This window comes from Streptomyces sp. NPDC032091 (assembly GCF_055580265.1).
In genome coordinates, this window is sequence record NZ_JBVILR010000006.1 from 254404 (window position 1) to 274885 (window position 20482).

The 20482-nt window shown below is 69.6% G+C and carries 18 protein-coding genes and 1 pseudogene; 6 read left to right on the forward strand and 13 right to left on the reverse strand.

Translation table 11 applies throughout. The features are described from left to right. Window positions 1-429: 429 nt before the first annotated feature. Both ACZ5NJ_RS13105 and ACZ5NJ_RS13110 read right to left on the reverse strand, forming a co-directional pair. Complete coding sequence (locus ACZ5NJ_RS13105) at window positions 430-504, reverse strand: 50S ribosomal protein bL37 (RefSeq protein WP_468764974.1); 75 nt, start codon at window positions 502-504, stop codon at window positions 430-432. Between the two features lie 14 nt (window positions 505-518). Then, complete coding sequence (locus tag ACZ5NJ_RS13110; protein WP_468764906.1) at window positions 519-1325, reverse strand: SDR family NAD(P)-dependent oxidoreductase; 807 nt, start codon at window positions 1323-1325, stop codon at window positions 519-521. A gap of 707 nt (window positions 1326-2032) precedes the next feature. Between ACZ5NJ_RS13110 and ACZ5NJ_RS13115 the strand changes: the two genes are divergently transcribed. Continuing rightward, window positions 2033-2449: a hypothetical protein gene (locus tag ACZ5NJ_RS13115; protein WP_468764907.1), complete on the forward strand. Its 417-nt coding sequence runs from the start codon at window positions 2033-2035 to the stop codon at window positions 2447-2449. A 74-nt stretch (window positions 2450-2523) separates the two neighbouring features. Continuing rightward, entirely contained in the window at window positions 2524-2778 is a 255-nt protein-coding gene (locus ACZ5NJ_RS13120) for a winged helix-turn-helix domain-containing protein (RefSeq protein ID WP_468492145.1), read from the forward strand. A gap of 88 nt (window positions 2779-2866) precedes the next feature. Here the strand turns inward: ACZ5NJ_RS13120 and ACZ5NJ_RS13125 are convergent, their stop codons facing one another. The 8 genes from ACZ5NJ_RS13125 to ACZ5NJ_RS13160 all read right to left on the reverse strand — a co-directional run bounded on the left by ACZ5NJ_RS13125 (window position 2867) and on the right by ACZ5NJ_RS13160 (window position 11810). Next, window positions 2867-5410: a DUF4118 domain-containing protein gene (locus tag ACZ5NJ_RS13125; protein WP_468764908.1), complete on the reverse strand. Its 2544-nt coding sequence runs from the start codon at window positions 5408-5410 to the stop codon at window positions 2867-2869. Between the two features lie 39 nt (window positions 5411-5449). Then, complete coding sequence (locus tag ACZ5NJ_RS13130) at window positions 5450-6139, reverse strand: response regulator (RefSeq protein ID WP_468764909.1); 690 nt, start codon at window positions 6137-6139, stop codon at window positions 5450-5452. Window positions 6140-6237: 98 nt separating this feature from the next. After that, a complete protein-coding gene (locus ACZ5NJ_RS13135) occupies window positions 6238-6954 on the reverse strand; it encodes a potassium-transporting ATPase subunit C (protein ID WP_468764910.1) in 717 nt (238 codons plus the stop codon). A 6-nt stretch (window positions 6955-6960) separates the two neighbouring features. Beyond that, the gene (gene kdpB / locus ACZ5NJ_RS13140) at window positions 6961-9063 is read right to left on the reverse strand and encodes a potassium-transporting ATPase subunit KdpB (protein WP_468764911.1); all 2103 of its coding nucleotides are present in this window, start codon (window positions 9061-9063) and stop codon (window positions 6961-6963) included. Beyond that, window positions 9060-10724 (reverse strand): potassium-transporting ATPase subunit KdpA, encoded by a 1665-nt coding sequence (gene kdpA, locus ACZ5NJ_RS13145; RefSeq protein ID WP_468764912.1) that lies wholly within the window; start codon window positions 10722-10724, stop codon window positions 9060-9062. The genes kdpB (ACZ5NJ_RS13140) and kdpA overlap by 4 nt, the downstream gene beginning before the upstream one ends. 6 nt (window positions 10725-10730) lie before the next feature. Next, entirely contained in the window at window positions 10731-10820 is a 90-nt protein-coding gene (gene kdpF / locus ACZ5NJ_RS13150) for a K(+)-transporting ATPase subunit F (RefSeq protein WP_037884112.1), read from the reverse strand. Then, window positions 10817-10972, reverse strand: coding sequence for a hypothetical protein (locus ACZ5NJ_RS13155; RefSeq protein WP_164721007.1), 156 nt, complete (start codon window positions 10970-10972; stop codon window positions 10817-10819). Before ACZ5NJ_RS13155 ends, kdpF begins: the two co-directional genes overlap by 4 nt. 88 nt (window positions 10973-11060) lie before the next feature. Next, window positions 11061-11810, reverse strand: a complete 750-nt coding sequence (locus tag ACZ5NJ_RS13160; protein WP_468764913.1) for a DUF4118 domain-containing protein — start codon at window positions 11808-11810, stop codon at window positions 11061-11063. 221 nt (window positions 11811-12031) lie between these two features. Between ACZ5NJ_RS13160 and ACZ5NJ_RS13165 the strand changes: the two genes are divergently transcribed. From ACZ5NJ_RS13165 to ACZ5NJ_RS13180, 4 genes are all read left to right on the forward strand, one after another. Continuing rightward, entirely contained in the window at window positions 12032-13915 is a 1884-nt protein-coding gene (locus ACZ5NJ_RS13165) for an APC family permease (RefSeq protein WP_468764914.1), read from the forward strand. 252 nt (window positions 13916-14167) lie between these two features. After that, window positions 14168-16318 carry a potassium-transporting ATPase subunit KdpB gene (kdpB, locus tag ACZ5NJ_RS13170; protein ID WP_468764915.1) on the forward strand — a complete coding sequence of 717 codons (2151 nt, stop codon included), beginning with the start codon at window positions 14168-14170 and terminating at the stop codon, window positions 16316-16318. A gap of 186 nt (window positions 16319-16504) precedes the next feature. Further along, on the forward strand, window positions 16505-18442 hold the full coding sequence (locus tag ACZ5NJ_RS13175) for an APC family permease (RefSeq protein WP_468764916.1): 1938 nt from the start codon (window positions 16505-16507) through the stop codon (window positions 18440-18442). Between the two features lie 77 nt (window positions 18443-18519). Continuing rightward, window positions 18520-18693 carry a hypothetical protein gene (locus tag ACZ5NJ_RS13180; protein WP_468764917.1) on the forward strand — a complete coding sequence of 58 codons (174 nt, stop codon included), beginning with the start codon at window positions 18520-18522 and terminating at the stop codon, window positions 18691-18693. Between the two features lie 227 nt (window positions 18694-18920). Here ACZ5NJ_RS13180 and ACZ5NJ_RS13185 read toward each other — a convergent pair whose 3' ends face one another. From ACZ5NJ_RS13185 to ACZ5NJ_RS13195, 3 genes and pseudogenes are all read right to left on the reverse strand, one after another. Continuing rightward, on the reverse strand, window positions 18921-19235 hold the full coding sequence (locus ACZ5NJ_RS13185; RefSeq protein ID WP_468764975.1) for a hypothetical protein: 315 nt from the start codon (window positions 19233-19235) through the stop codon (window positions 18921-18923). Next, a pseudogene (locus tag ACZ5NJ_RS13190) lies at window positions 19209-20081 on the reverse strand (diaminopimelate decarboxylase family protein); the annotation flags it as partial. The gene ACZ5NJ_RS13185 and the pseudogene ACZ5NJ_RS13190, both read right to left, overlap by 27 nt. Then, the gene (locus ACZ5NJ_RS13195; RefSeq protein ID WP_468764918.1) at window positions 20081-20434 is read right to left on the reverse strand and encodes an SAV_915 family protein; all 354 of its coding nucleotides are present in this window, start codon (window positions 20432-20434) and stop codon (window positions 20081-20083) included. The pseudogene ACZ5NJ_RS13190 and the gene ACZ5NJ_RS13195, both read right to left, overlap by 1 nt. Between the last annotated feature and the right edge of the window lie 48 nt (window positions 20435-20482).

Genomic DNA, 20482 nt, shown 5'->3' on the forward strand with positions numbered 1-20482 from the left:
CTCGGGTGGGGGCGGAATGCGCAGCGTCGGTACGGTCTTGTTCCTCCTGGTGCGGGCCACGGTCGTGGCCACGGGTGCCCGCCGATGGCGAATCCCCGCGTACTCACTGCTCGCCCCTGCTCTACGCCAGTGCGGAGGACTGTCCTGGCGCGAACTGCGCCTCGTGAGGGAGCCGGTCAGCGTGCTCGCCTCGGCCTGGTCCTGGCCTCGGCGGCCGCAGCCGGGGTGATCGCGTCGCTGATCACCCCGCTGACCTGGCAGATGGCGCCGGTCCTGGGGGTCATCCTCGCAAGTACGGACCCGGTCGGGAACCAGCGTACGAGGGCCGGGAGTCGGTGCGCCGACAGGTTGATCACGGGACTTCCTTCGGGGCCATGGAAGGGGGGCGGCGGCCCTGTCGGAGGGCCGCCCCACGCGTGGGGCTGATGACTAGGAGGAGGGTTTGCTGCCGTGGTTGGAGCCCTTCTTGCGGCGGGCCCTCTTCTTGCGTGCGCGCTTGGACATGTCCGTGGATCCCTTCAGGCGGTGTGGCCGACGAGGAGGTCGGCGAGCTTGCCCAGGCGCTTGACGGTGCGGTCCTCGGTGGCGGCAGGGGCCGGGGCGACGCGTTCGGACCGGTCGTAGTAGGCGCCGTTGACGATCTCGGTGGCCGGGTCGCAGAGCCGTACGACGTGCCGGGCGCCTTCCACGGCCGGCGCGCCCTCGTGCCCGTACAGCGGGAGGAGGCCGGTCTCGCACACGCCGGGGTTGACGGAGACGGCGGTGACGCGCGGGTCGGCGGCGAAGACGGTCAGGGCGAGCTGGGACTGGGCGTACGCGGCGAGGCGGGAGTATCGCCGTACGCGCTGCGGGTCGTTCCACTGGATGGCGCCGGAACGGTGGAGCGCGGAGGAGACGTTGACGACGCGCCCGCCCGGCTCGCTGGTGAGGGCGGGCTCCAGGAGGTTGGTGAGGAGGTAGTGGGCCAGGAAGTTGACCTGGAAGGCGATCTCGTTGCCGTCGGCGGTGAGGGTGTGGCGCTCCGGTGCGGCGATGGCTGCGTTGTTGACGAGGACGTCCAGGCGTGCGTGTTCGCGTACGACGGCGTGGGCGAGGCTCTCGACCTCCTCCAGATGGGTGAAGTCGGCGGCGAGCGGCCTGAGCTGGGCGCCGTTGATGCCGGCGGCGGCGATCAGCCGGTCGGTGGCCGCCTGGGACTCCTCGGGGGTGCGGCCGTGGAGGAGGACGGTGGCACCGAGCTCGGCGAGCTGGCGGGTGGTCTCGTAGCCGATGCCGGAGGTGGCTCCGGTGACGAGGACGGTACGGCCGGACAGGGGTGAAGACATGGCGGATTCCTGGAAGAGGGCATGCCTGACGTGCCCGGCGCCCCGGCGGGAGGCCGGGGGGTGGGGCTCAGGTCATGCGGTGAAGGTGAGGATGCGTACGGCGCCTCGGTCAGCGCCCTTCAGGGGGCTGGTGGCAGGTACGCGGAGGACGCGCGGCCGATGTCAGAGGGCCGGGCGGACAGCGGGCGCCGTCGGCTGCACCTGATTCGGTGGCCGATCGTCGTAGCGCGGACCGCTGTTCATGGCGCAATCCCAGCGCACCGGGGACGCGGAGGCAAGCGCTCGGAGGCTTCTTGACGACCTTCGGATGGCCCTTCGTCAGGGCCGCATCAAAGATCGACTTCCCAGCGGAAGGAACCCGTCAAGGAGTGCTCTCATGGCCGCTGGCTGGACGCAGACTGGTGTGGCGACGGAGCCGGAAGACGGTCCGGCGGCACGCGGCTGGTGGCGGTGACCTGAACATCGTCCGAAGCGGCGCAGGGTCCCACCGTGGGGGTACGGACCGATGCGACCGCGTGCCGTCACCCGTCGCACAACGCATGAGCCGTCCGGCTCTCCGGTGTGGGGATACCGGGGCCGGACGGCTCGCGTGTTTCCCCGCGTAAGCGAAGCCGAGTCCTCCCGGCTGGCAAGTAGTTGCTAATGTGGCAAGTAGATGTCGGGCTGGCAGGTACAAGGTTGCTCGGCGACGGCGGGAGGGGTTTGCCATGCGTGAACAGGCCGATGCAGCGGCATCGTTGAAGGGAATTGCGTGGATCGAGGGGACCGTGCGGGGGCGAGGCGGCTGGTACGTCGGCTACCTCTGGCTGTTCGCCGTGTGGCAGCTAGCCCTCGTTCCCGCGGTGCTGCTGTGGCACGGGCGAACGGGCACACTCGTCAGCACGCTGTCGAACGCTCTCGTGGTCATGGGGCTGTCCCTGTTCGCCACGCGGCAGCCCGTAGTCCCGCGGGGCTACGGCGGCAGGCACCTCAGGGTGATCGGAGCGTGGGCGGTTGCCTACGTCCTGACCCTCGTGTTCGGCTTCACCGTCTTCCTGGACAGCGTCGCGTTCGCGGCCGTGGCCGCCCTCGCGTGCGCGCTTCCGGCTGCTGCGGCAGTCTGGTGGGAGGGGCGCGCCGTATGACGCCGGTGGCCTCGGCGGGTGCCGGGCAGGGCCCTCATCCGCGGCACGGACTCGCAGCCCTTCTGGCGTCGGCCGTGCGTCTGTCGATCGTCGCGGCCCTCGCTGCCGTGGAGAAGGCCGAGTTCGCCTACGTACGGGATCTCGTGGAGATCACCGACTCCGCCTTGTCGAAACAGGTCTCGCGCCTGGAGGAAGCGGGTTGGGTGACGGTTGAGAAGGGGCAGGTCGGACGCCGGCCACGGACCTGGCTGTGTCTGACCGAGGAGGGACTGGCCGCCTACCGGCGCCACGTCGCCGCGCTCACGGCGATCGCGGGTCCGCTGTACTGATATGTGGGGCGATGGCTGCCACATCCTGTGACCAGCCTCGTCCGGGCCCGGTCCGCGGGCCCCGACGGTTCGGCCGGTTGTCGCGTTGTCAGGTGACCGCAGAGGTCGGCAGGTCCGCGGTGACCGGCGGGGTGCCGCCTGCCATGGGAAGCGTGAGGACCATGGTGAGGCCGCCGCCGGGGGTGTCCTCAGCGGTGAGGGTGCCGCCGATGGCCTCCGTGAAGCCGCGGGCGACGGCGAGGCCGAGGCCCACGCCAGCGCCTCGGGGGGCGTCGCCGTGGCGTTGGAAGGGTTCGAATATGCGGTCCTTGGCTTCGTCCGGGACGCCGGGGCCGCGGTCGACCACCCGGAGCTCCACCCGGGTCCCCAGGGCGCTGGCGGAGACCTGGACGGGCTGGTCGGCGGGGCTGTACTTGACGGCGTTCTCGACGATGTTGGCGACGGCCCGCTCCAGCAGACCGCGGTCGACGGCGACCATCGGAAGGGTCTCGGGGATGTCGAGGTCGACGCTGTCCTCCGGTACGCCGCCCAGGGCCATGGGGACGACCTCGTCGAGGTCGGTCTCGCGGATGAGCGGTACGACGGTGCCGGTGTTGAGGCGGGACATGTCGAGGAGGTTCCCGATCAGGGCCGCGAGGCGGTCGGCGCCGTCTTCGATCCCTTCGAGGAGTTCGGCTTTGTCGTCATCGGACCATTCGACGTCGTCGGAGCGCAGGGAGCTGACGGAAGCCTTGATTCCGGCCAGCGGGGTGCGCAGGTCGTGGCTGACAGCGGCGAGCAGTGCGGTGCGGATGCGGTTGGCCTCGGCGAGCTCGCGCGACTTCTCCGCCTCGTCGACGAGGCGCTGGCGGTCGAGTACCACGGCCGCCTGCGCGCCGAAGGCGCCGAGGACGCGGCGGTCCTCAGCGGGCAGGACCCGGCCGGTCAGGGCGAGCGCCAGGTTGTCGCCGATGGGTAGGTCGACGTCCGCCTCCTCGGGACGGCTGACGGGACCGGTGCCGACGGATGCCGCCGTCGTCCAGGGGTCGACTTCACTGGTGCGTTCCAGCAGGACGACCGACTGCATGGCGAAGGTCTCACGGAGCCGTTCGAGGAGGGCGTCGAGGGAGTCCTCGCCCCGCAGGACACTGCCGGCGAGGAAGGAGAGGATCTCGGACTCGGCGCGCAGCCGGGCGGCCTGGTGGGTGCGCCGGGCGGCGAGGTCGACCACGGAGGCCACCGACACCGCCACACCGACGAAGATCGCGATGGCGACGATGTTCTTCGGGTCGGAGATCGTGAACTGGTGCAGCGGCGGCGTGAAGTAGTAGTTCAGGAGCAGGGACCCGAACGCCGCCGAGGCGAGTGCGGGGAGCAGCCCGCCGAGGAGTGCCGCCGCCACCGTGCACGTGAGGAAGAGCAGCATGTCGTTGGCGAGGCCGAGGTCGGGGACCAGTTGGTTCAGCAGAACGGTGAGCAGCACGGGGCCGCCGATACCGGCCAGCCAGCCCCAGATGCGGCGGGACCGTCCAAGGCGTGCGCCGCGCGCGACGGGCAGGCCGCGGCCCTTGGCGGCCTCGTCGTGGGTGACGATGTGGACGTCGAGGTCCGGGCCCGATTCGCGGGCGACGGTGGCGCTGACGCCGGGGCTGAAAACGGACTGCCAGGACTTGCGGCGACTGACCCCGAGGACGATCTGGGTGGCGTTGCAGCCGCGGGCGAACTCCAGGAGCGCGTCCGAGACGTCGTCGCCTATGACGTGGTGGAAGGTGCCGCCCAGGTCCTCGACCAGGGTTCGCTGGACGGCCAGCTCCTTGGGCGAGGCGGAGGTGAGGCCGTCGCTCGCGGCGATGTAGACGGCGAGTACCTCGCCGCCCGCGCCCTTCTCCGCGAGGCGGGCGGCGCGCCGGATCAGCGTACGGCCCTCGGGGCCGCCGGTGAGGCCGACGACGATGCGTTCGCGTGCCTGCCAGGTGGAGCGGATGTTGTGCTCGCCCCGGTACTCCTGGAGGTACTCGTCGACGCGGTCGGCCACCCACAGCAGCGCCAGCTCACGCAGCGCGGTCAGATTGCCGGGACGGAAGTAGTTCGACAGGGCCGCGTCGACCTTGTCGGGCTTGTAGACGTTTCCGTGGGCCATACGGCGCCGCAGTGCCTGCGGGGACATGTCGACCAGCTCGATCTGGTCCGCCCGCCGGGCCACCTCGTCGGGGACGGTCTCGCGCTGGCGCACCCCGGTGATCGTCTCGACCACGTCGCCCAGCGATTCCAGGTGCTGGATGTTCACGGTCGAGACGACGTCGATGCCGGCCTGGAGCAGCTCCTCGACGTCCTGCCAGCGCTTGGCGTTGCGTGAGCCGGGCACGTTGGTGTGGGCGAGCTCGTCCACCAGGGCGACGGCCGGGCGGCGGGCGAGGATCGCGTCGACGTCCATCTCGGTGAACGTGGAGCCGCGGTACTCCAGCTCGCGCCGCTCGATGAGTTCGAGGCCGTGCAGCATCACCTCGGTGCGCGGCCGGCTGTGGTGCTCGACGAAGCCGACGACGCAGTCGGTGCCCCGCTCGATCCGGCGGTGGGCTTCGGAGAGCATCGCGTACGTCTTGCCGACGCCGGGTGCCGCTCCGAGGTAGATGCGGAGCTTGCCGCGTCCCATGTTCAGACTCTTCTTCTGTGTCGACGATCGGGCGGATGATCAGGGTTCGAAGCGGTATCCCATGCCCGGTTCGGTGATCAGGTACCGGGGGTGAGAGGGGTCCGCTTCCAGTTTGCGCCGTAGCTGGGCCATGTATACGCGCAGGTAGTTGGTGTTCTCGCCGTAGGTCGGGCCCCAGACCTCCAGCAGCAGTCTGCTCTGGGTGATCAGTCGGCCGGGGTGGGTGATGAGGATTTCCAGCAGGTGCCACTCGGTCGGGGTCAGCCGTACCGTGCGATCGCCGCGGTACACCTTCTTCGCGACCAGGTCGACGGTGAACTCTTCGGTCGTGACGATGGACACCTCGTCGGCCCGCGAGGCGCCGGCCGGCTCCTGTCTGCGGGCGGCCGCCCGCAGCCGTGCCAGGAGCTCGTCCATGCTGAACGGTTTCGTCACGTAGTCATCGGCGCCCGCGTCCAGGGCCCGGATCTTGTCTTCCGAGGTGTGGCGGGCGGACAGCACCAGGATGGGCACGCGGCTCCAGCCGCGAACACTCTTGATCACGTCGACGCCGTCCATGTCGGGCAGTCCGAGGTCGAGCACGATGACGTCCGGCTTGCGCGCGGCCGCCAGGCGCAGGGCCGAGCCGCCGTCCGGAGCCTCTTCGACCTCGAATTTGCGCGCCTGGAGATTGATCTTCAGCGCGCGGACGAGCTGGGGATCGTCCTCCACCACCAGCACCCGGGTCATGGGTGTGCAGCCTTTCCTTCGATGCGGGCATGGTCGGGAGCCGGCAAGACGCGAGCATTCCGCGCCCCGCCGGCTCCCGGTCCGTGCGATGGGGAACATCAGCTCTTGGGCAGTGCCTTGAGGGCGGTGTTGAGTTCGAGGACGTTGACGCGGGGTTCGCCCATGAAGCCGAGGGTGCGGCCGGTGGTGTGGTCCGCGACGAGCTTCTCGACCTGCTTGACGTCGAGCTTGTTACGCTCGGCGACCCGGTGGACCTGGAGCTTGGCGTACTCCGGAGAGATGTTCGGGTCCAGGCCGGAGCCGGAGGAGGTGACGGCGTCGGCCGGGACGTCCTCGGGCTTGACCTTGTAGCCGGCGGTGGAGTTGTCGGCGATGACGCCTTCCTTGGCAGCGACGACCTGCGCGCAGAGGGTGCCTTCCTCGGCATCCTTGGTGCACTTGCCGTCCACGGCCCCGTTGTCGGCGGAGCGGTTGGTGGCGCCCGACAGGATCAGCGAGTACTGGGTATTGACGCTGTTGGCGCCGAGGCCGTTGGAGGGGCGCGGCTGGAACCACTTCAGGTCCGGCTTCGCGGCCTCTTCCGGGTCGTCGGGGTTCTGCTTCGGGAGGTTGTAGGTCTGCCCGATGAGGGAGGAGCCGACGACCTGCCCGCTCTTGTCCCTGATCTCGGAGCCGTTGGCCTTGTCATTGAACAGGGCCTGGGCGATGCCGGTGACGGCGAGCGGGTAGATGACCCCGCAGATCACCGTCAGGACGAGCAGGGCCCGCAGGCCTGCGCCGATCAACCGTGCGGTGTTGCCTACAGAGTTGTTCATGTCGTCTCAGCCGATTCCGGGGATGAGGGTGATGAGGAGGTCGATGATCTTGATGCCGATGAACGGGGCGATCAGACCGCCCACGCCGTACAGCCCCAGATTGCGGCGGAGCATCTTGTCGGCGCTGGTCGGCTTGTACTGCACGCCCTTGAGGGCGAGCGGGACGAGCGCGATGATGATCAGCGCGTTGAAGATCACCGCGGAGAGGATCGCCGACTCGGGCGAGTGCAGGCCCATGATGTTGAGCTTGTCCAGGCCCGGGTAGACCACGGCGAACATGGCCGGGATGATCGCGAAGTACTTCGCGACGTCGTTGGCGATGGAGAACGTGGTCAGGGCTCCACGGGTGATCAGGAGCTGCTTGCCGATCTCGACGATCTCGATGAGCTTGGTCGGGTTGGAGTCCAGGTCCACCATGTTCCCGGCCTCCTTGGCGGCCGAGGTGCCCGTGTTCATCGCCACGCCCACGTCGGCCTGCGCGAGCGCGGGCGCGTCGTTGGTGCCGTCGCCGGTCATCGCGACGAGCTTGCCGCCGGCCTGCTCCCGCTTGATGAGGGCCATCTTGTCCTCGGGCGTGGCCTCGGCGAGGAAGTCGTCGACCCCGGCCTCTTCGGCGATGGCCTTCGCGGTCAGCGGGTTGTCACCGGTGATCATGACGGTCTTGATGCCCATGCGGCGCAGTTCGTCGAACCGTTCGCGCATGCCCTCCTTGACCACGTCCTTGAGGTGGATGACACCCAGGACGCGGGCGCCCTTCTCGTCCTTGACGGCGACGAGCAGCGGCGTACCGCCCGCCTCCGAGATCGTGTTCGCGAGGAGGTCGGCGTCGTCGGCGACCTGGCCGCCCTGCTCCTCGACCCAGGTGATGACCGAGCCGGCCGCCCCCTTGCGGGTCTGCCTGCCGTCGACGTCCACACCCGACATCCTGGTCTGGGCGGTGAACTCGATCCAGGTGGCATGCGCCAACTCGCCCTGGTGACGCTCGCGGAGCCCGTACTTCTCCTTCGCCAGGACGACGATGGAACGGCCCTCGGGGGTTTCGTCGGCCAGCGAGGACAGTTGGGCGGCATCGGCGAGTTCGGCCTCGGTGGTGCCCTTGACGGGTACGAACTCGGAGGCCTGGCGGTTGCCGAGGGTGATGGTGCCGGTCTTGTCGAGCAGCAGCGTCGAGACGTCCCCCGCGGCCTCGACGGCCCGGCCGGACATGGCCAGGACGTTGCGCTGGACCAGGCGGTCCATGCCGGCGATGCCGATCGCGGAGAGCAGGGCGCCGATGGTGGTGGGGATCAGGCAGACCAGCAGGGCCGTCAGCACGATCATCGACTGCTCGGCGCCCGCGTAAATCGCGAAGGGCTGGAGGGTGACGACGGCCAGCAGGAAGACGATCGTGAGGGACGCGAGAAGGATGTTCAGCGCGATCTCGTTGGGCGTCTTCTGCCGGGCCGCGCCCTCGACGAGGGCGATCATGCGGTCGATGAACGTCTCGCCCGGCTTCGTCGTGATCTTGATGACGATCCGGTCGGAGAGGACTTTCGTACCGCCGGTTACGGCCGAGCGGTCGCCGCCGGACTCCCGGATGACGGGGGCGGACTCGCCGGTGATGGCGGATTCGTCGACGGAGGCGACGCCCTCGACGACGTCACCGTCGCCGGGGATGATGTCACCGGCCTCGCAGACCACCCGGTCGCCGATCTTCAGCTCGGTGCCCGCTACGGACTCCTCGCTGCCGTCCGCAGTGAGGCGGCGGGCTACCGAGTCGGTTTTGGCCTTGCGCAGGGTGTCCGCCTGCGCCTTACCGCGGCCTTCGGCGACGGCTTCGGCGAGGTTGGCGAAGATCGTGGTCAGCCACAGCCAGGCGGTGATGGCCCAGCCGAACCAGTCTGTCGGGTCCTTGACGGCCAGCACGGTCGTGACGACCGAACCGATGAGGACGACGAACATGACCGGCGACTTGATCATGACGCGGGGGTCGAGCTTGCGGATCGCGTCGGGGAAGGACTTGACCAGCTGCTTGGGGTCGAAGAGGCCGCCGCCGACGCGGCCGGCGGGCGGCTTGTGGCCGGTGGGCAGGTCCTCGTGCGGGGCACGGGTCGGGGTGGCGGTGCTCATGACGCGAGCCCTTCGGCGAGCGGCCCCAGCGCGAGCGCGGGGAAGTAGGTCAGTCCGGTGACGATGAGGATCGTGCCGACGAGCAGGCCCGTGTAGAGCGGCTTGTCGGTGCGGAGGGTGCCCGCGGTCTCGGGGACGGGCTTCTGCTCGGCGAGCGAGCCGGCCAGTGCGAGGACGAAAACCATGGGGAGGAAGCGGCCCAGGAGCATGGCCAGGCCGATCGTGGTGTTGTACCACTGGGTGTCGGCGTTGAGGCCGGCGAAGGCGGAGCCGTTGTTGTTGGCGCCCGAGGTGTAGGCGTACAGGACCTCGGAGAATCCATGGGCGCCCGAGTTCAGCATCGAGTGCGGCGGGGTGGGCAGCGCCATGGCGGCGGCGGTGAAGCAGAGCACGAGCGCCGGGGTGATCAGGATGTAGCAGGCCGCGAGCTTGATCTCGCGGGTGCCGATCTTCTTGCCCAGGTACTCGGGGGTGCGGCCGACCATCAGGCCGGCGATGAACACGGCGATGATCGCCATGACAAGCATGCCGTAGAGGCCGGAGCCGACACCGCCCGGCGCGATCTCGCCGAGCTGCATGCCCAGCAGCTGGATCCCGCCACCCAGCCCGGTGTAGGAGGAGTGGAAGGAGTTGACCGCACCGGTCGAGGTCAGAGTCGTAGCGACCGAGAAGATCGCGGAGGCGCCGACGCCGAACCGGGTCTCCTTGCCCTCCATTGCCCCGCCGGCAACGTCGAAGGCCGGACCGTGGTGCGCGAACTCGGTCCACATCATCAGGGCGGTGAACCCGAGCCAGATGGTCGCCATCGTCGCGAGGATCGCGTACCCCTGGCGCAGGCTACCGACCATGCGGCCGAACGTGCGGGTCAGCGCGAAGGGGATGACGAGGATCAGGAAGATCTCGAAGAGGTTGGAGAAGGGGTTCGGGTTCTCGAAGGGGTGCGCGGAGTTGGCGTTGAAGTAGCCACCGCCGTTCGTACCGAGCTCCTTGATGACCTCCTGCGAGGCGACCGCCCCGCCGTTCCACTGCTGGGTGCCGCCCAGGAACTGGCCGACCTCGTGGATCCCGGCGAAGTTCTGGATCGCCCCGCAGGCGACCAGAACGATCGCGCCGATCACGGAGATCGGCAGGAGGATCCGCACGGTGCCGCGGACCAGGTCCGCCCAGAAGTTGCCGAGTTCACCGGTACGGGAGCGCGCGAAGCCCCGTACGAGCGCGACCGCGACGGCCATGCCGACCGCGGTGGACACGAAGTTCTGCACCGCCAGCCCGCCGGTCTGCACGACGTGGCCCATGGCCTGCTCGCCGTAGTACGACTGCCAGTTGGTGTTGGCCACGAAGGACGCGGCGGTGTTGAAGGCCTGGTCCGGGTCGATGGCCTGGAAGCCGAGCGATCCGGGCAGGACGCCCTGGAGCCGCTGGAGGGCGTACAGGAACAGGACGCTGACCGCGGAGAAGGCGAGGACGCCGCGCAGGTAGGCGGGCCAGCGCATCTCGGCGGACGGGTTGGCGCCGATGGCCTTGTAGATCCACTTCTCCGGCTTGTAGTGCGCTTCGGAGGAGTAGACCTTGGCCATGTAGTCGCCGAGCGGGCGGTAGGCCAGCGCGAGCGCGGCGATCAGTGCGAGGAGCTGGAGCACACCAGCGAGAACGGGACTCATCGGTGGCTAGAACCTCTCCGGCTTGACGAGGGCGAGGACGAGGTACCCCAGCAGGGCGACGGCCACGACGAGGCCGACGATGTTCTCGGCGTTCACAGCTTGGTCACCCCCTTGGCGATGAGAGCCACCAGCGCGAACACCGCGACCGTGGTGACGACGAAGGCCAGATCGGCCATCGCGAGCTCCTGAGTGAAGTGGGAAGTAATGAATCGGCCAGATGGCCGATGACGAGATAACCGTGTCTTCATGCCGGCGTTAAGACGCCTTGACGGTGTCCATACGGGCGCAGGGGAACTCTTAACGCCACCCATACGGGTAAGTACGGGAGAGGCCCGGTCAGCCCAGGTGGGCCAGGCCGGGCGTGTCCAGGGCGGATCCGGCCTGCGCGGCCAGGGCGACGGCCACCAGACGGTCCTGTTCCGGGGGCAGCGGGCCGGGGCGGGGGTCCAGCAGGAAGCGGCCGTAGTAGTGGCCGCCGCCGACGACCCGCAGCTCGGTTTCGCCGTCCGGCCAGTCGGCGTACTCCGTGATCCGGTCCGGGCGGCGCAGCCACAGGCCACCGTCGTGTTCCAGACGCGGCAGGCTGCCCATCAGGGTTCCGTATTCGAAGCGGCAGCCACGCAGCCCGAGCAGGCCGACGAGTTCCCGGCGCACGTACTCGACGACCGCCTCCGGCGAGCGGCCGTCCTCAGCCAGCCGGGCGGTTCCTTGGAGGCTCGTCATATGAGCGGCGTCGGTGATCACGGCGGTTTGCAGTCGGCGGGCGCGTACCGACAGCTGGGAGACGATCAGACCGACGACGAGCAGCAGGACCGCCGTCTCGACGTCCTCGCGGTTGGTGATCGCGAACCGTTGATAGGGCGCGGTCAGGAAGAAGTCGAACCAGGCGGCCGCCGACAGTGCGGCTACCGCTCCGGCGGTCCGCGTACCGATGGCGGCCACCGCGACCACCGCGACGACGAGGATCAGGGCCGCGTTCGTCGCCGAAAGGTCCGTACGGAAGGGCACGAGCGCGAGCGCCACGAGGAGGGGGGCCACGAGCGCCGCGAGCAGGGCGGCGGCGTCGTGGAGTCGGTATCCGGACATGTGGGCCTCCTGTCCGTTCGCTTCAACCCTGCTCCTCGCCGCAGGCGCGGGCAGCCGCCCTCGCGAAGTCTTGACGCACCCCATACGGCGCCCCCGCCTCGGCATCAAGAGCGCGTGAGGACTGGCGCGGCAGCCGTATGGACCACGTCAAGGACCCTGGTGATCCGGCCATGGAATTTCCGACGCTGTCCTCGCTTTGTCCAACGGAGGAACAGCGAGAGATGTCGACAGACATGGGAAAGACTGGCACTGCAGGGCAGGCTCCGGGCACGGAGGAGCCGCCTGATACCTGCATCTCCACAGCGGTGGTAGAGGACCGCCACCGGCTGACGACCCTCCAGGGGCTGGCCGCGCTGTCCCTGGACGCGATGGCGTCCGTGGCCTACGGGCCGGAGTCGATCGTGCTGGTCCTGGCCGCGGCCGGGGCGTACGGCCTCGGCTTCACCCTGCCGGTGACGGTGGCGATCGCCGCGCTGCTGGCCGTACTGGTGGCCTCCTATCGGCAGGTGATCGCCGCCTTCCCGGACGGCGGCGGCTCCTACGCGGTCGCCAAACGGCACCTGGGCCGACGTACGAGCCTGGTCGCGGCCGCCTCGCTGATCCTGGACTACGTCCTGAACGTCGCCGTGTCCGTCACCGCCGGCGTGGCCGCCCTGACCTCCGCCTTTCCCGAGCTGTACGGGCAGCGGGTGTGGATCTGCCTGGGAATCCTGGTCCTGGTCACGGCGGTGAACCTGCGCGGGGTCGTGGAGTCCGCGAAGGCCTTCCTCGTGCCCACCGCCGTCTTCGTCGGCTCGATCCTCGCGATGGTCGTCGTCGGGCTCTTCCGCGATGCCCCCGTCAGCACGGCCTCCGCCACCGGGCACGCCTCCGCCCTGGGCGAGGGCGCGACCACGGTGGGCGCGATGCTGCTGCTGAAGGCCTTCGCCGCCGGCTGCTCCGCCCTGACCGGCGTCGAGGCCGTCGCCAACGCCGTGCCGTCCTTCCGCGCCCCCGCCGCCCGCCGCGCTCAGCGCACCGAGGTCGCCCTCGGCGTCCTCCTGGGCGTGATGCTGATCGGCCTGTCGATCCTGATCGGGCGCTTCCACCTCCAACCCGTCGAGGGCGTCACCGTCCTCGCCCAACTCGCGGACGCCTCCTTCGGCCACAACGCCGCCTTCTACGTGGTCCAGTTCGCCACCATGGTGCTGCTCGCGCTGGCCGCGAACACCTCCTTCGGCGGGCTGCCCGTGCTGATGAGCCTGCTGGCCCGCGACAACCACCTGCCCCACGTCTTCGCCCTCAAGGCCGACCGCCAGGTCCACCGTCACGGCGTGGTCTGGCTGGCGCTCGTCTCCGCCCTCCTGCTCGTCTTCTCGGGCGGCGACACCAACACCCTCGTCCCGCTGTTCGCCATCGGTGTCTTCGTCGGCTTCACCATCTGCCAGGTCGGCATGGTCCGGCACTGGTACGGGCAGCGGCCGCGCGGCTGGCAGGCCAAGGCGGCGCTCAACGGTTTCGGCGCCCTCCTGACCGGGGTGTCGGCCGTCGTGGTCACCGCCACCAAGTTCACCGAGGGCGCCTGGCTGATCGTCGTCGCGCTGCCGCTGCTCGTCCTGGGCTTCGAGAAGATCCACCGCGCGTACACCGACATCGGCGAACGCCTGGAGCTCGGCCGGATCCCGCAGGCGCCGCGCCGGTCCCGCTCCCTGGTCGTGGTCCCCGTCTCCGGTCTGTCCCGCCTGACCAGCCAGGCCCTCACCGCCGCCCGCTCGCTCGGTGACGAGGTCCTGGCCGTGACCGTCACCCACCCGTCCCCCGAGGACCGTGAGGCGGCCGAAGCCCTGCGGCGCGACTGGGAGTTGTGGAAGCCTGGCGTCGAACTGCTCGAGCTTTCCTCGGAGACCCGCTCGCTCGGCCGCCCCCTGTCGGCCTACGTGCGGAAGCTGGCGCAGACCCACCCGGACTCCCAGGTGACCGTGCTCATCCCGGAGACCGAACCCGCCCACCTGTGGCAGCGGCTGCTCCAGAACCAGCGCGGCTCCGTCGTCGCCCACGCGGTCCGCCGCGACACCGAAGCAGTGATCTGCCGGCTCCGTTTCCGCATCGCGGCCGACGCGCGTTGACGCACCTCTGACGGCGGTTTCACGCGTCCCGTACGCCGCCGTAAAAGAGGCGCCAATTCCCGCGCCCACATGCGCGTATCCGGGGAAACAGGCAGTAGTTTCCTGCCTGTTGCGCTGCCGGGGACCTTCACACCACTCACATGACGGCCGAGGGGGTCCAGGGAGGCGGTCCCCGGCAGCGACATCCCTCTCCCGTACCTGGCCCACCAGCCGCCAGGGCTACCTCGCCTCAAACCCATCCAGAAGGTATTCATGCCTCCTGCCGCCGCGCAGCACGTTCCTCCGGGTCTCGGGACTCCTCCGCGAACCCCGTCCCACCGGCCCTCCCGGAAACGCTCCGGCCAGGTGAACGTGGTGGACCCCGAGCTCCTGGCCGCCTCCATGCGAGAGGCCGTCGGCAAACTCCACCCGCGCGAACTGGTCAAGAAGCCGGTGCTGTTCGTCGTCGCCGTCGGATCCGTGCTGACCACGCTCTCCGCGCTCATCCACCCCTCCGTCTTCACCTGGGTGATCAGCGTCTGGCTCTGGCTGACGGTCCTGTTCGCCAACCTGGCCGAAGCCGTCGCCGAAGGCCGGGGCCGCGCCCAGGCCGAGTCGCTGCGCAAGGCGCGTACGGACACGGTCGCGGTGCGGCTGACGCACTGGACGTACGGGGCGAACCTGAAACGGGCCGAGTCGGAGGTGGTCACGCCGGCCGAGCTCCAGCCCTTCGACTTCGTGCTCGTCGAGGCCGGCGAGCTGGTCCCGGCCGACGGCGACGTCGTCGACGGGGCCGCGATGGTCGACGAGTCGGCCGTCACCGGCGAATCGGCGCCCGTCCTGCGGGAATCGGGCGGTGACCGTTCCGGCGTCACCGGCGGTACGACCGTGCTGTCCGACAGCGTCGTCATACGGGTCACCTCGCGCCCCGGGCACAGCTTCATCGACCGGATGATCGCCCTGGTCGAAGGCGCCACCCGGCAGAAGACACCGAACGAGATCGCACTGAACATCCTGCTGGCCGCCCTGACCATCATCTTCGTCCTCGTGGTCGTCTCCATCCAGCCGATGGCCGACTACGCGCACGCCGCACAGTCCACGACGGTCTTGGTCGCCCTCCTCGTCACCCTCATCCCCACCACGATCGGCGCCCTCCTGTCGGCCATCGGCATCGCGGGCATGGACCGCCTCGTCCAGCGCAACGTCATCGCCATGAGCGGCCGCGCCGTCGAGGCGGCCGGAGACGTGAACACCCTGCTGCTCGACAAGACCGGCACCATCACCCTCGGCAACCGCGAGGCCGTGGCCTTCATCCCCCTGCCGGGCGTGGACCAGCTCAAGCTGGCGGACGCCGCGCAGCTGTCCTCGCTCGCCGACGAGACGCCCGAGGGCCGCTCCGTCGTGGCACTCGCCCAGCGGCACGGACTGCGGCCGGCCACCGCGGCGGACCTCGACAATCCGCGGTTCACCGAGTTCAGCGCCCGGACCCGCATGAGCGGCGTCAACCTGAGCTGGGCGGGCGGTGCCGGCTGCGCCATCCGCAAGGGTGCGACCGTCCAGGTCTGCGACTGGGTGGCGATGCGCGGCGGCACCGTACCGGCGGAGGCCGTGGCCTGGTCGGCCACCGTGTCCGAGTCCGGGGGCACGCCCCTGCTGGTGGCGGTCCACGACTGGGACGGCCCGCGGGTGCTCGGCATCATCCACCTCAAGGACGTGGTCAAGGAGGGCATCCGGGAGCGGTTCGAAGAACTGCGCCGGATGGGGATCCGCACGGTCATGGTGACCGGCGACAACGAGCTGACGGCCCGCGCCATCGCCGCCGAGGCGGGCGTCGACGAGTACCTGGCGGAGGCCACGCCCGAGGACAAGATGGCCCTGATCAAGCGGGAGCAGGCCGGCGGCAAGCTCGTCGCCATGACCGGCGACGGGACGAACGACGCCCCGGCACTCGCCCAGGCCGACGTCGGCGTCGCGATGAACACCGGCACCTCGGCCGCCAAAGAGGCCGGGAACATGGTCGACCTCGACTCCAACCCCACCAAACTCATCGACATCGTCGAGATCGGCAAGCAGCTCCTCATCACCCGCGGAGCCCTGACCACCTTCTCCATCACCAACGACGTCGCGAAGTACTTCGCGATCATCCCCGCGATGTTCGCGACGGCCTACCCGGGCCTCGAAGCCCTCAACATCATGGGCCTGAGCAGCCCCCGGTCCGCGATCACCTCGGCGATCATCTTCAACGCGCTGATCATCATCGCCCTCATCCCGCTCGCCCTGCGCGGCGTCCGCTACAAGCCCGCCTCCGCCCACGACCTGCTCCGCCGCAACCTCGGCGTCTACGGCCTGGGCGGGCTCGTCCTGCCGTTCGTCGGGATCAAGCTGATCGACCTGCTGGTCTCCCTCCTCCCCGGCATGGGATGAGGTCCGCCGCCCTCTGTCCTCGGATGGAGGGCGCCCCCTAGGCCACCAGACGGAAGGGCGTTAAGAGGGCGTCAGGATTCCGTCAGACGAGGCTATAGACGTATTGGCTGCGTTCTCGCTGCGTACGCTGGCCCAGCCGTCGACTCCGATGGCTGAATCCATACCGTACGACGGGAGCGCCCGATCATGGCCACCCCTGCCCGCACCTCGCGCCTGCGCGCGTGGATGCTGGAAGGCTTGACCGCCCAGACCAGCTCGCCCGCAGCCAAGGAAGCAGCGGCCCAGCCGCACGGCCGGCCGTGGTGGCGGGTCATGTGCCTGACGGGCCTCGACTACTTCTCCACCCTCGGCTACCAGCCCGGCATCGCCTTCCTCGCGGCCGGTCTGCTCTCGCCGCTGGCGACCATCGTGCTGGTCCTGCTGACCCTCTTCGGCGCGCTGCCCGTCTACCGGCGGGTGGCCGAGGAGAGCCCGCACGGCGAGGGCTCCATCGCCATGCTGGAGAAGCTGCTCTCCTTCTGGAAGGGCAAGCTGTTCGTCCTGACCCTGCTCGGGTTCGCGGCCACCGACTTCCTGATCACCATCACCCTGTCGGCCGCCGACGCGACCGCCCACATGGTGGAGAACCCGCACCTCACCAGCACCCTGCACGGGCACGAGGTCCTGATCACCCTGATCCTGATCGCGCTGCTCGGCGGCGTCTTCCTCAAGGGCTTCAGCGAGGCCATCGGCGTCGCCGTCGTCCTGGTCTCCACCTACCTCGCCCTGAACGTCGTCGTCGTGGCGGTCGGGCTGTGGAACGTGTTCACCGAGACGCACGTCATCATCGACTGGACGAGCGCGCTGACCGCCGAGCACGGCAATCCCTTCATGATGATCGCCATCGCGCTCGTCGTGTTCCCGAAACTCGCGCTGGGCCTGTCCGGCTTCGAGACCGGTGTCGCGGTGATGCCGCACGTCCAGGGCGACCCCGACGACACCGAGGAGAAGCCCGCCGGCCGGATCCGCGGTGCCAAGAAGCTGCTGACCACGGCCGCCGTGATCATGAGCATTTTCCTGATCTGCTCCAGCCTCATCACCACCCTGCTGATCCCCGCCGACGCGTTCCAGCCCGGCGGCGAGGCCAACGGCCGCGCCCTCGCGTATCTGGCCCACGAGCACCTCGGTTCCGCCTTCGGTACGGTCTACGACGTCTCGACCATCTGCATCCTGTGGTTCGCGGGCGCCTCCGCCATGGCCGGCCTGCTCAACCTGATGCCGCGCTACCTGCCCCGTTACGGCATGGCCCCGCACTGGGCGCGTGCCCTGCGCCCGATGGTGATCGTCTTCACGCTGGTCGCCTTCCTGGTGACCTGGCTGTTCAACGCGGACGTCGACGCCCAGGGCGGCGCCTACGCCACCGGCGTCCTGGTCCTGATCACCTCGGCCGCCGTCGCCGTGACCATCGCCGCGCGCCGGGCGGGGGAGCGGGGCTGGACCATCGGCTTCGGGATCATCTCCGCCGTCTTCATCTATACCACCGCGATCAACGTCGCCGAGCGCCCCGACGGCGTGAAGATCGGCGCCTGCTTCATCGGCGGCATCATGGCGCTCTCGCTCCTCTCGCGCCTCGCCCGGGTCTTCGAGCTGCGCGTCACGGACATCGAGTTCGACGACATGGCGCAGCGGTTCATCCGCGACACCGCCAACCGCACGATCCGGTTCGTCGCCAACGAGCCCGACAGCCGGGACTTCGAGGAGTACCGGCAGAAGAAGGCGCAGATCCGCGCGGACAACGACATCCCCGCCGAGGACGACGTCATCTTCGTCGAGGTCACCGTCCTGGACGCCTCCGAATTCGAATCCGGCATGCGGGTACGCGGCGAAGTCCTGCACGACCGCTATCGGGTCCTGACCCTGGAGAGCTCCAGCATCCCCAACGCCCTCGCTGCCCTCGTGCTCCACGTCCGCGACGAGACCGGCCAGCGGCCCCACATCTACTTCGAGTGGACCGAGGGCAACCCGATGGCCAACTTCCTGCGGTTCTTCCTCTTCGGCCAAGGTGAGGTCGCCCCCGTCACCCGCGAGGTCATCCGCGAAGCAGAACCGGACCGCTCCCGTCGCCCCCACGTCCACGCCGGCTGACCCCTCTGCATCAAGGCGCCGACAGGAATCCCGCTGGACCCTCGCCATGGCGACGGTCCAGCGGGATTCTCAGTACCGTGACCACTCGCTCGCGCGCCGACCGCGGAATCCCCAGGACCGTACTCGCCCTCGGGGCGGGCGGACTGACCGTCATCGCCACCGGGGCCGTCCTCGACGCCATGTGGCTGCTCGGCATCGGGGTCTGGGGCGTCATTGCAGCGATGGCGATCGAGCTCGTCTACCGGCCTTAGCCCAGTACCCTGCTGCAGGCCTCGCGGGATCGACGAGGTGGCCCTACCCGCCGATGTCCCGGCTGCGGAAGTCCTTCGAGAGTCTCACGCCGGACCAGCAGCCGGGCCGAGCCCTCGTGGACCGCGACGACCGCCGGCCGGCCCACGAGGTTGTAGCCGGAGGCCATGGACAGCTGGTAGGCGCCGGCCACCGGTACGGCGAGCAGGTCTCCGGGGCGGATGTCGGCCTACAGTTCCACATCGGCTGCGAGGATGTCGCCGGCCTCGCAGTGTCGGCCGACCACCGTGGCCGTACAGTGTCCAGTCGTCGATGCGCGGCCGACCAGGCGGGGCGCATAGCGCACCCCGTACAGGGCCGGACGCGGGTTGTCGCTCATTCCTCCGTCGACGGCGACGAAGACCTTCTTGCCGCTGTGCTTGACGGTGAGTACCCGGTACAGGGCGACTCCGGCCGGCCCCACGATGGCCCGCCCGGGTTCGACGGCGAGACGGGGTACGGTCAGCCCGGCGGCCGCACAGCCTTCGATGAGCCCGGCGCGCATCCTGCGTGCGAGTGTCGTGAGGTCGAGGGCGGGTTCCCCGGGACCGTAGGCGATGCCGTGGCCACCGCCCATGCCCAGCTCGGCCAAGGCGACCCCGTGAGCGTCACGGACACGGGCCATCAGTCCGACCATGCGGCGCAGGGCGACCAGATAGGGCTTCACGTCGGTGATCTGGGAGCCGATGTGGCAGTGCAGTCTGGTGAGTTCGAGCCGCGGCTGGCCGAGTACCCGGGTGATGGCGTGCTGTGCGCCCCCGTCGGTGAGGGAGAGACCGAACTTCTGGTCGTCGGTACCGGTACGGATCTTGTCGTGTCCGCCGGCCGAGACCCCCGGCACCACCCGCACCATGACCTTCTGGCGCCCCTCCGACGGCGGCTGCGATCCGGGCTATCTCCGACGGGCTGTCGATGACGATCCGCCCCACGCCGAGGCGCAGCGCGGCTTCCAGGTCACGGGCGACTTGGCGTTGCCGTGCAGCACGATGCGTTCGGGCGGAAATCCGGCCGTGACGGCGAGTTCCAGCTCGCCGGCGGAGCATACGTCCAGGCCCAGCCCCTCTTCCCGCACCCAGCGGACCATGGCGCGGGACAGGAACGCCTTGGCGGCGTAGAGGATGTCGGCTTCGGGGAACGCGTCCCGATAGGTCCGACAGCGCTCGCGGACCTCGCCTTCGTCCAGGACGTAGGCGGGGGTGTCGAACCGTTCTGCGATCTCTGCCAGCGGTACTCCGCCGACGGCCAGCCCACCGCGAGCCAGCCGAGTCGTGGATGCCGGCCAGATCGAGAGATCACCCGCACGGGGCTGTACCTCGGACAGGACCGCCGTCGCCACCGTGTGATCCCCCATCAGGCGATCCGGGCTGCGATCGGGGATGCCTGGGGCAGCGACGCCGCAACAGGGGGCACCGCGGCGACCGCCGGAGCGGTGAACGTCGGGTCCACGGTCAGCAGAGATACACCGAGCGGCTCGGCCATCGAGCGCAGCGCGGACTCGGAGAGCCGGATCCACGGCTGCGAGGCGCCGAACGTGGCGGCAAGACGGTCCGGGCTGGTGAAGCCGACGCTGGTGCGCGCTCCCAGCGGGGTCCGGAACAGGCGAACCACGATCTCCGCTCCTGCCGGCCGGACCGGCACGTACAGGGGCCCGGCCGGGATCCGTTCTTCAGGCTCGGGATCGTCGTCGTACTGGAACAAACACATGGGGCCCTCCCTGGGGAACCACGAGTCGGCAGGTGACGCCCAGGGTGC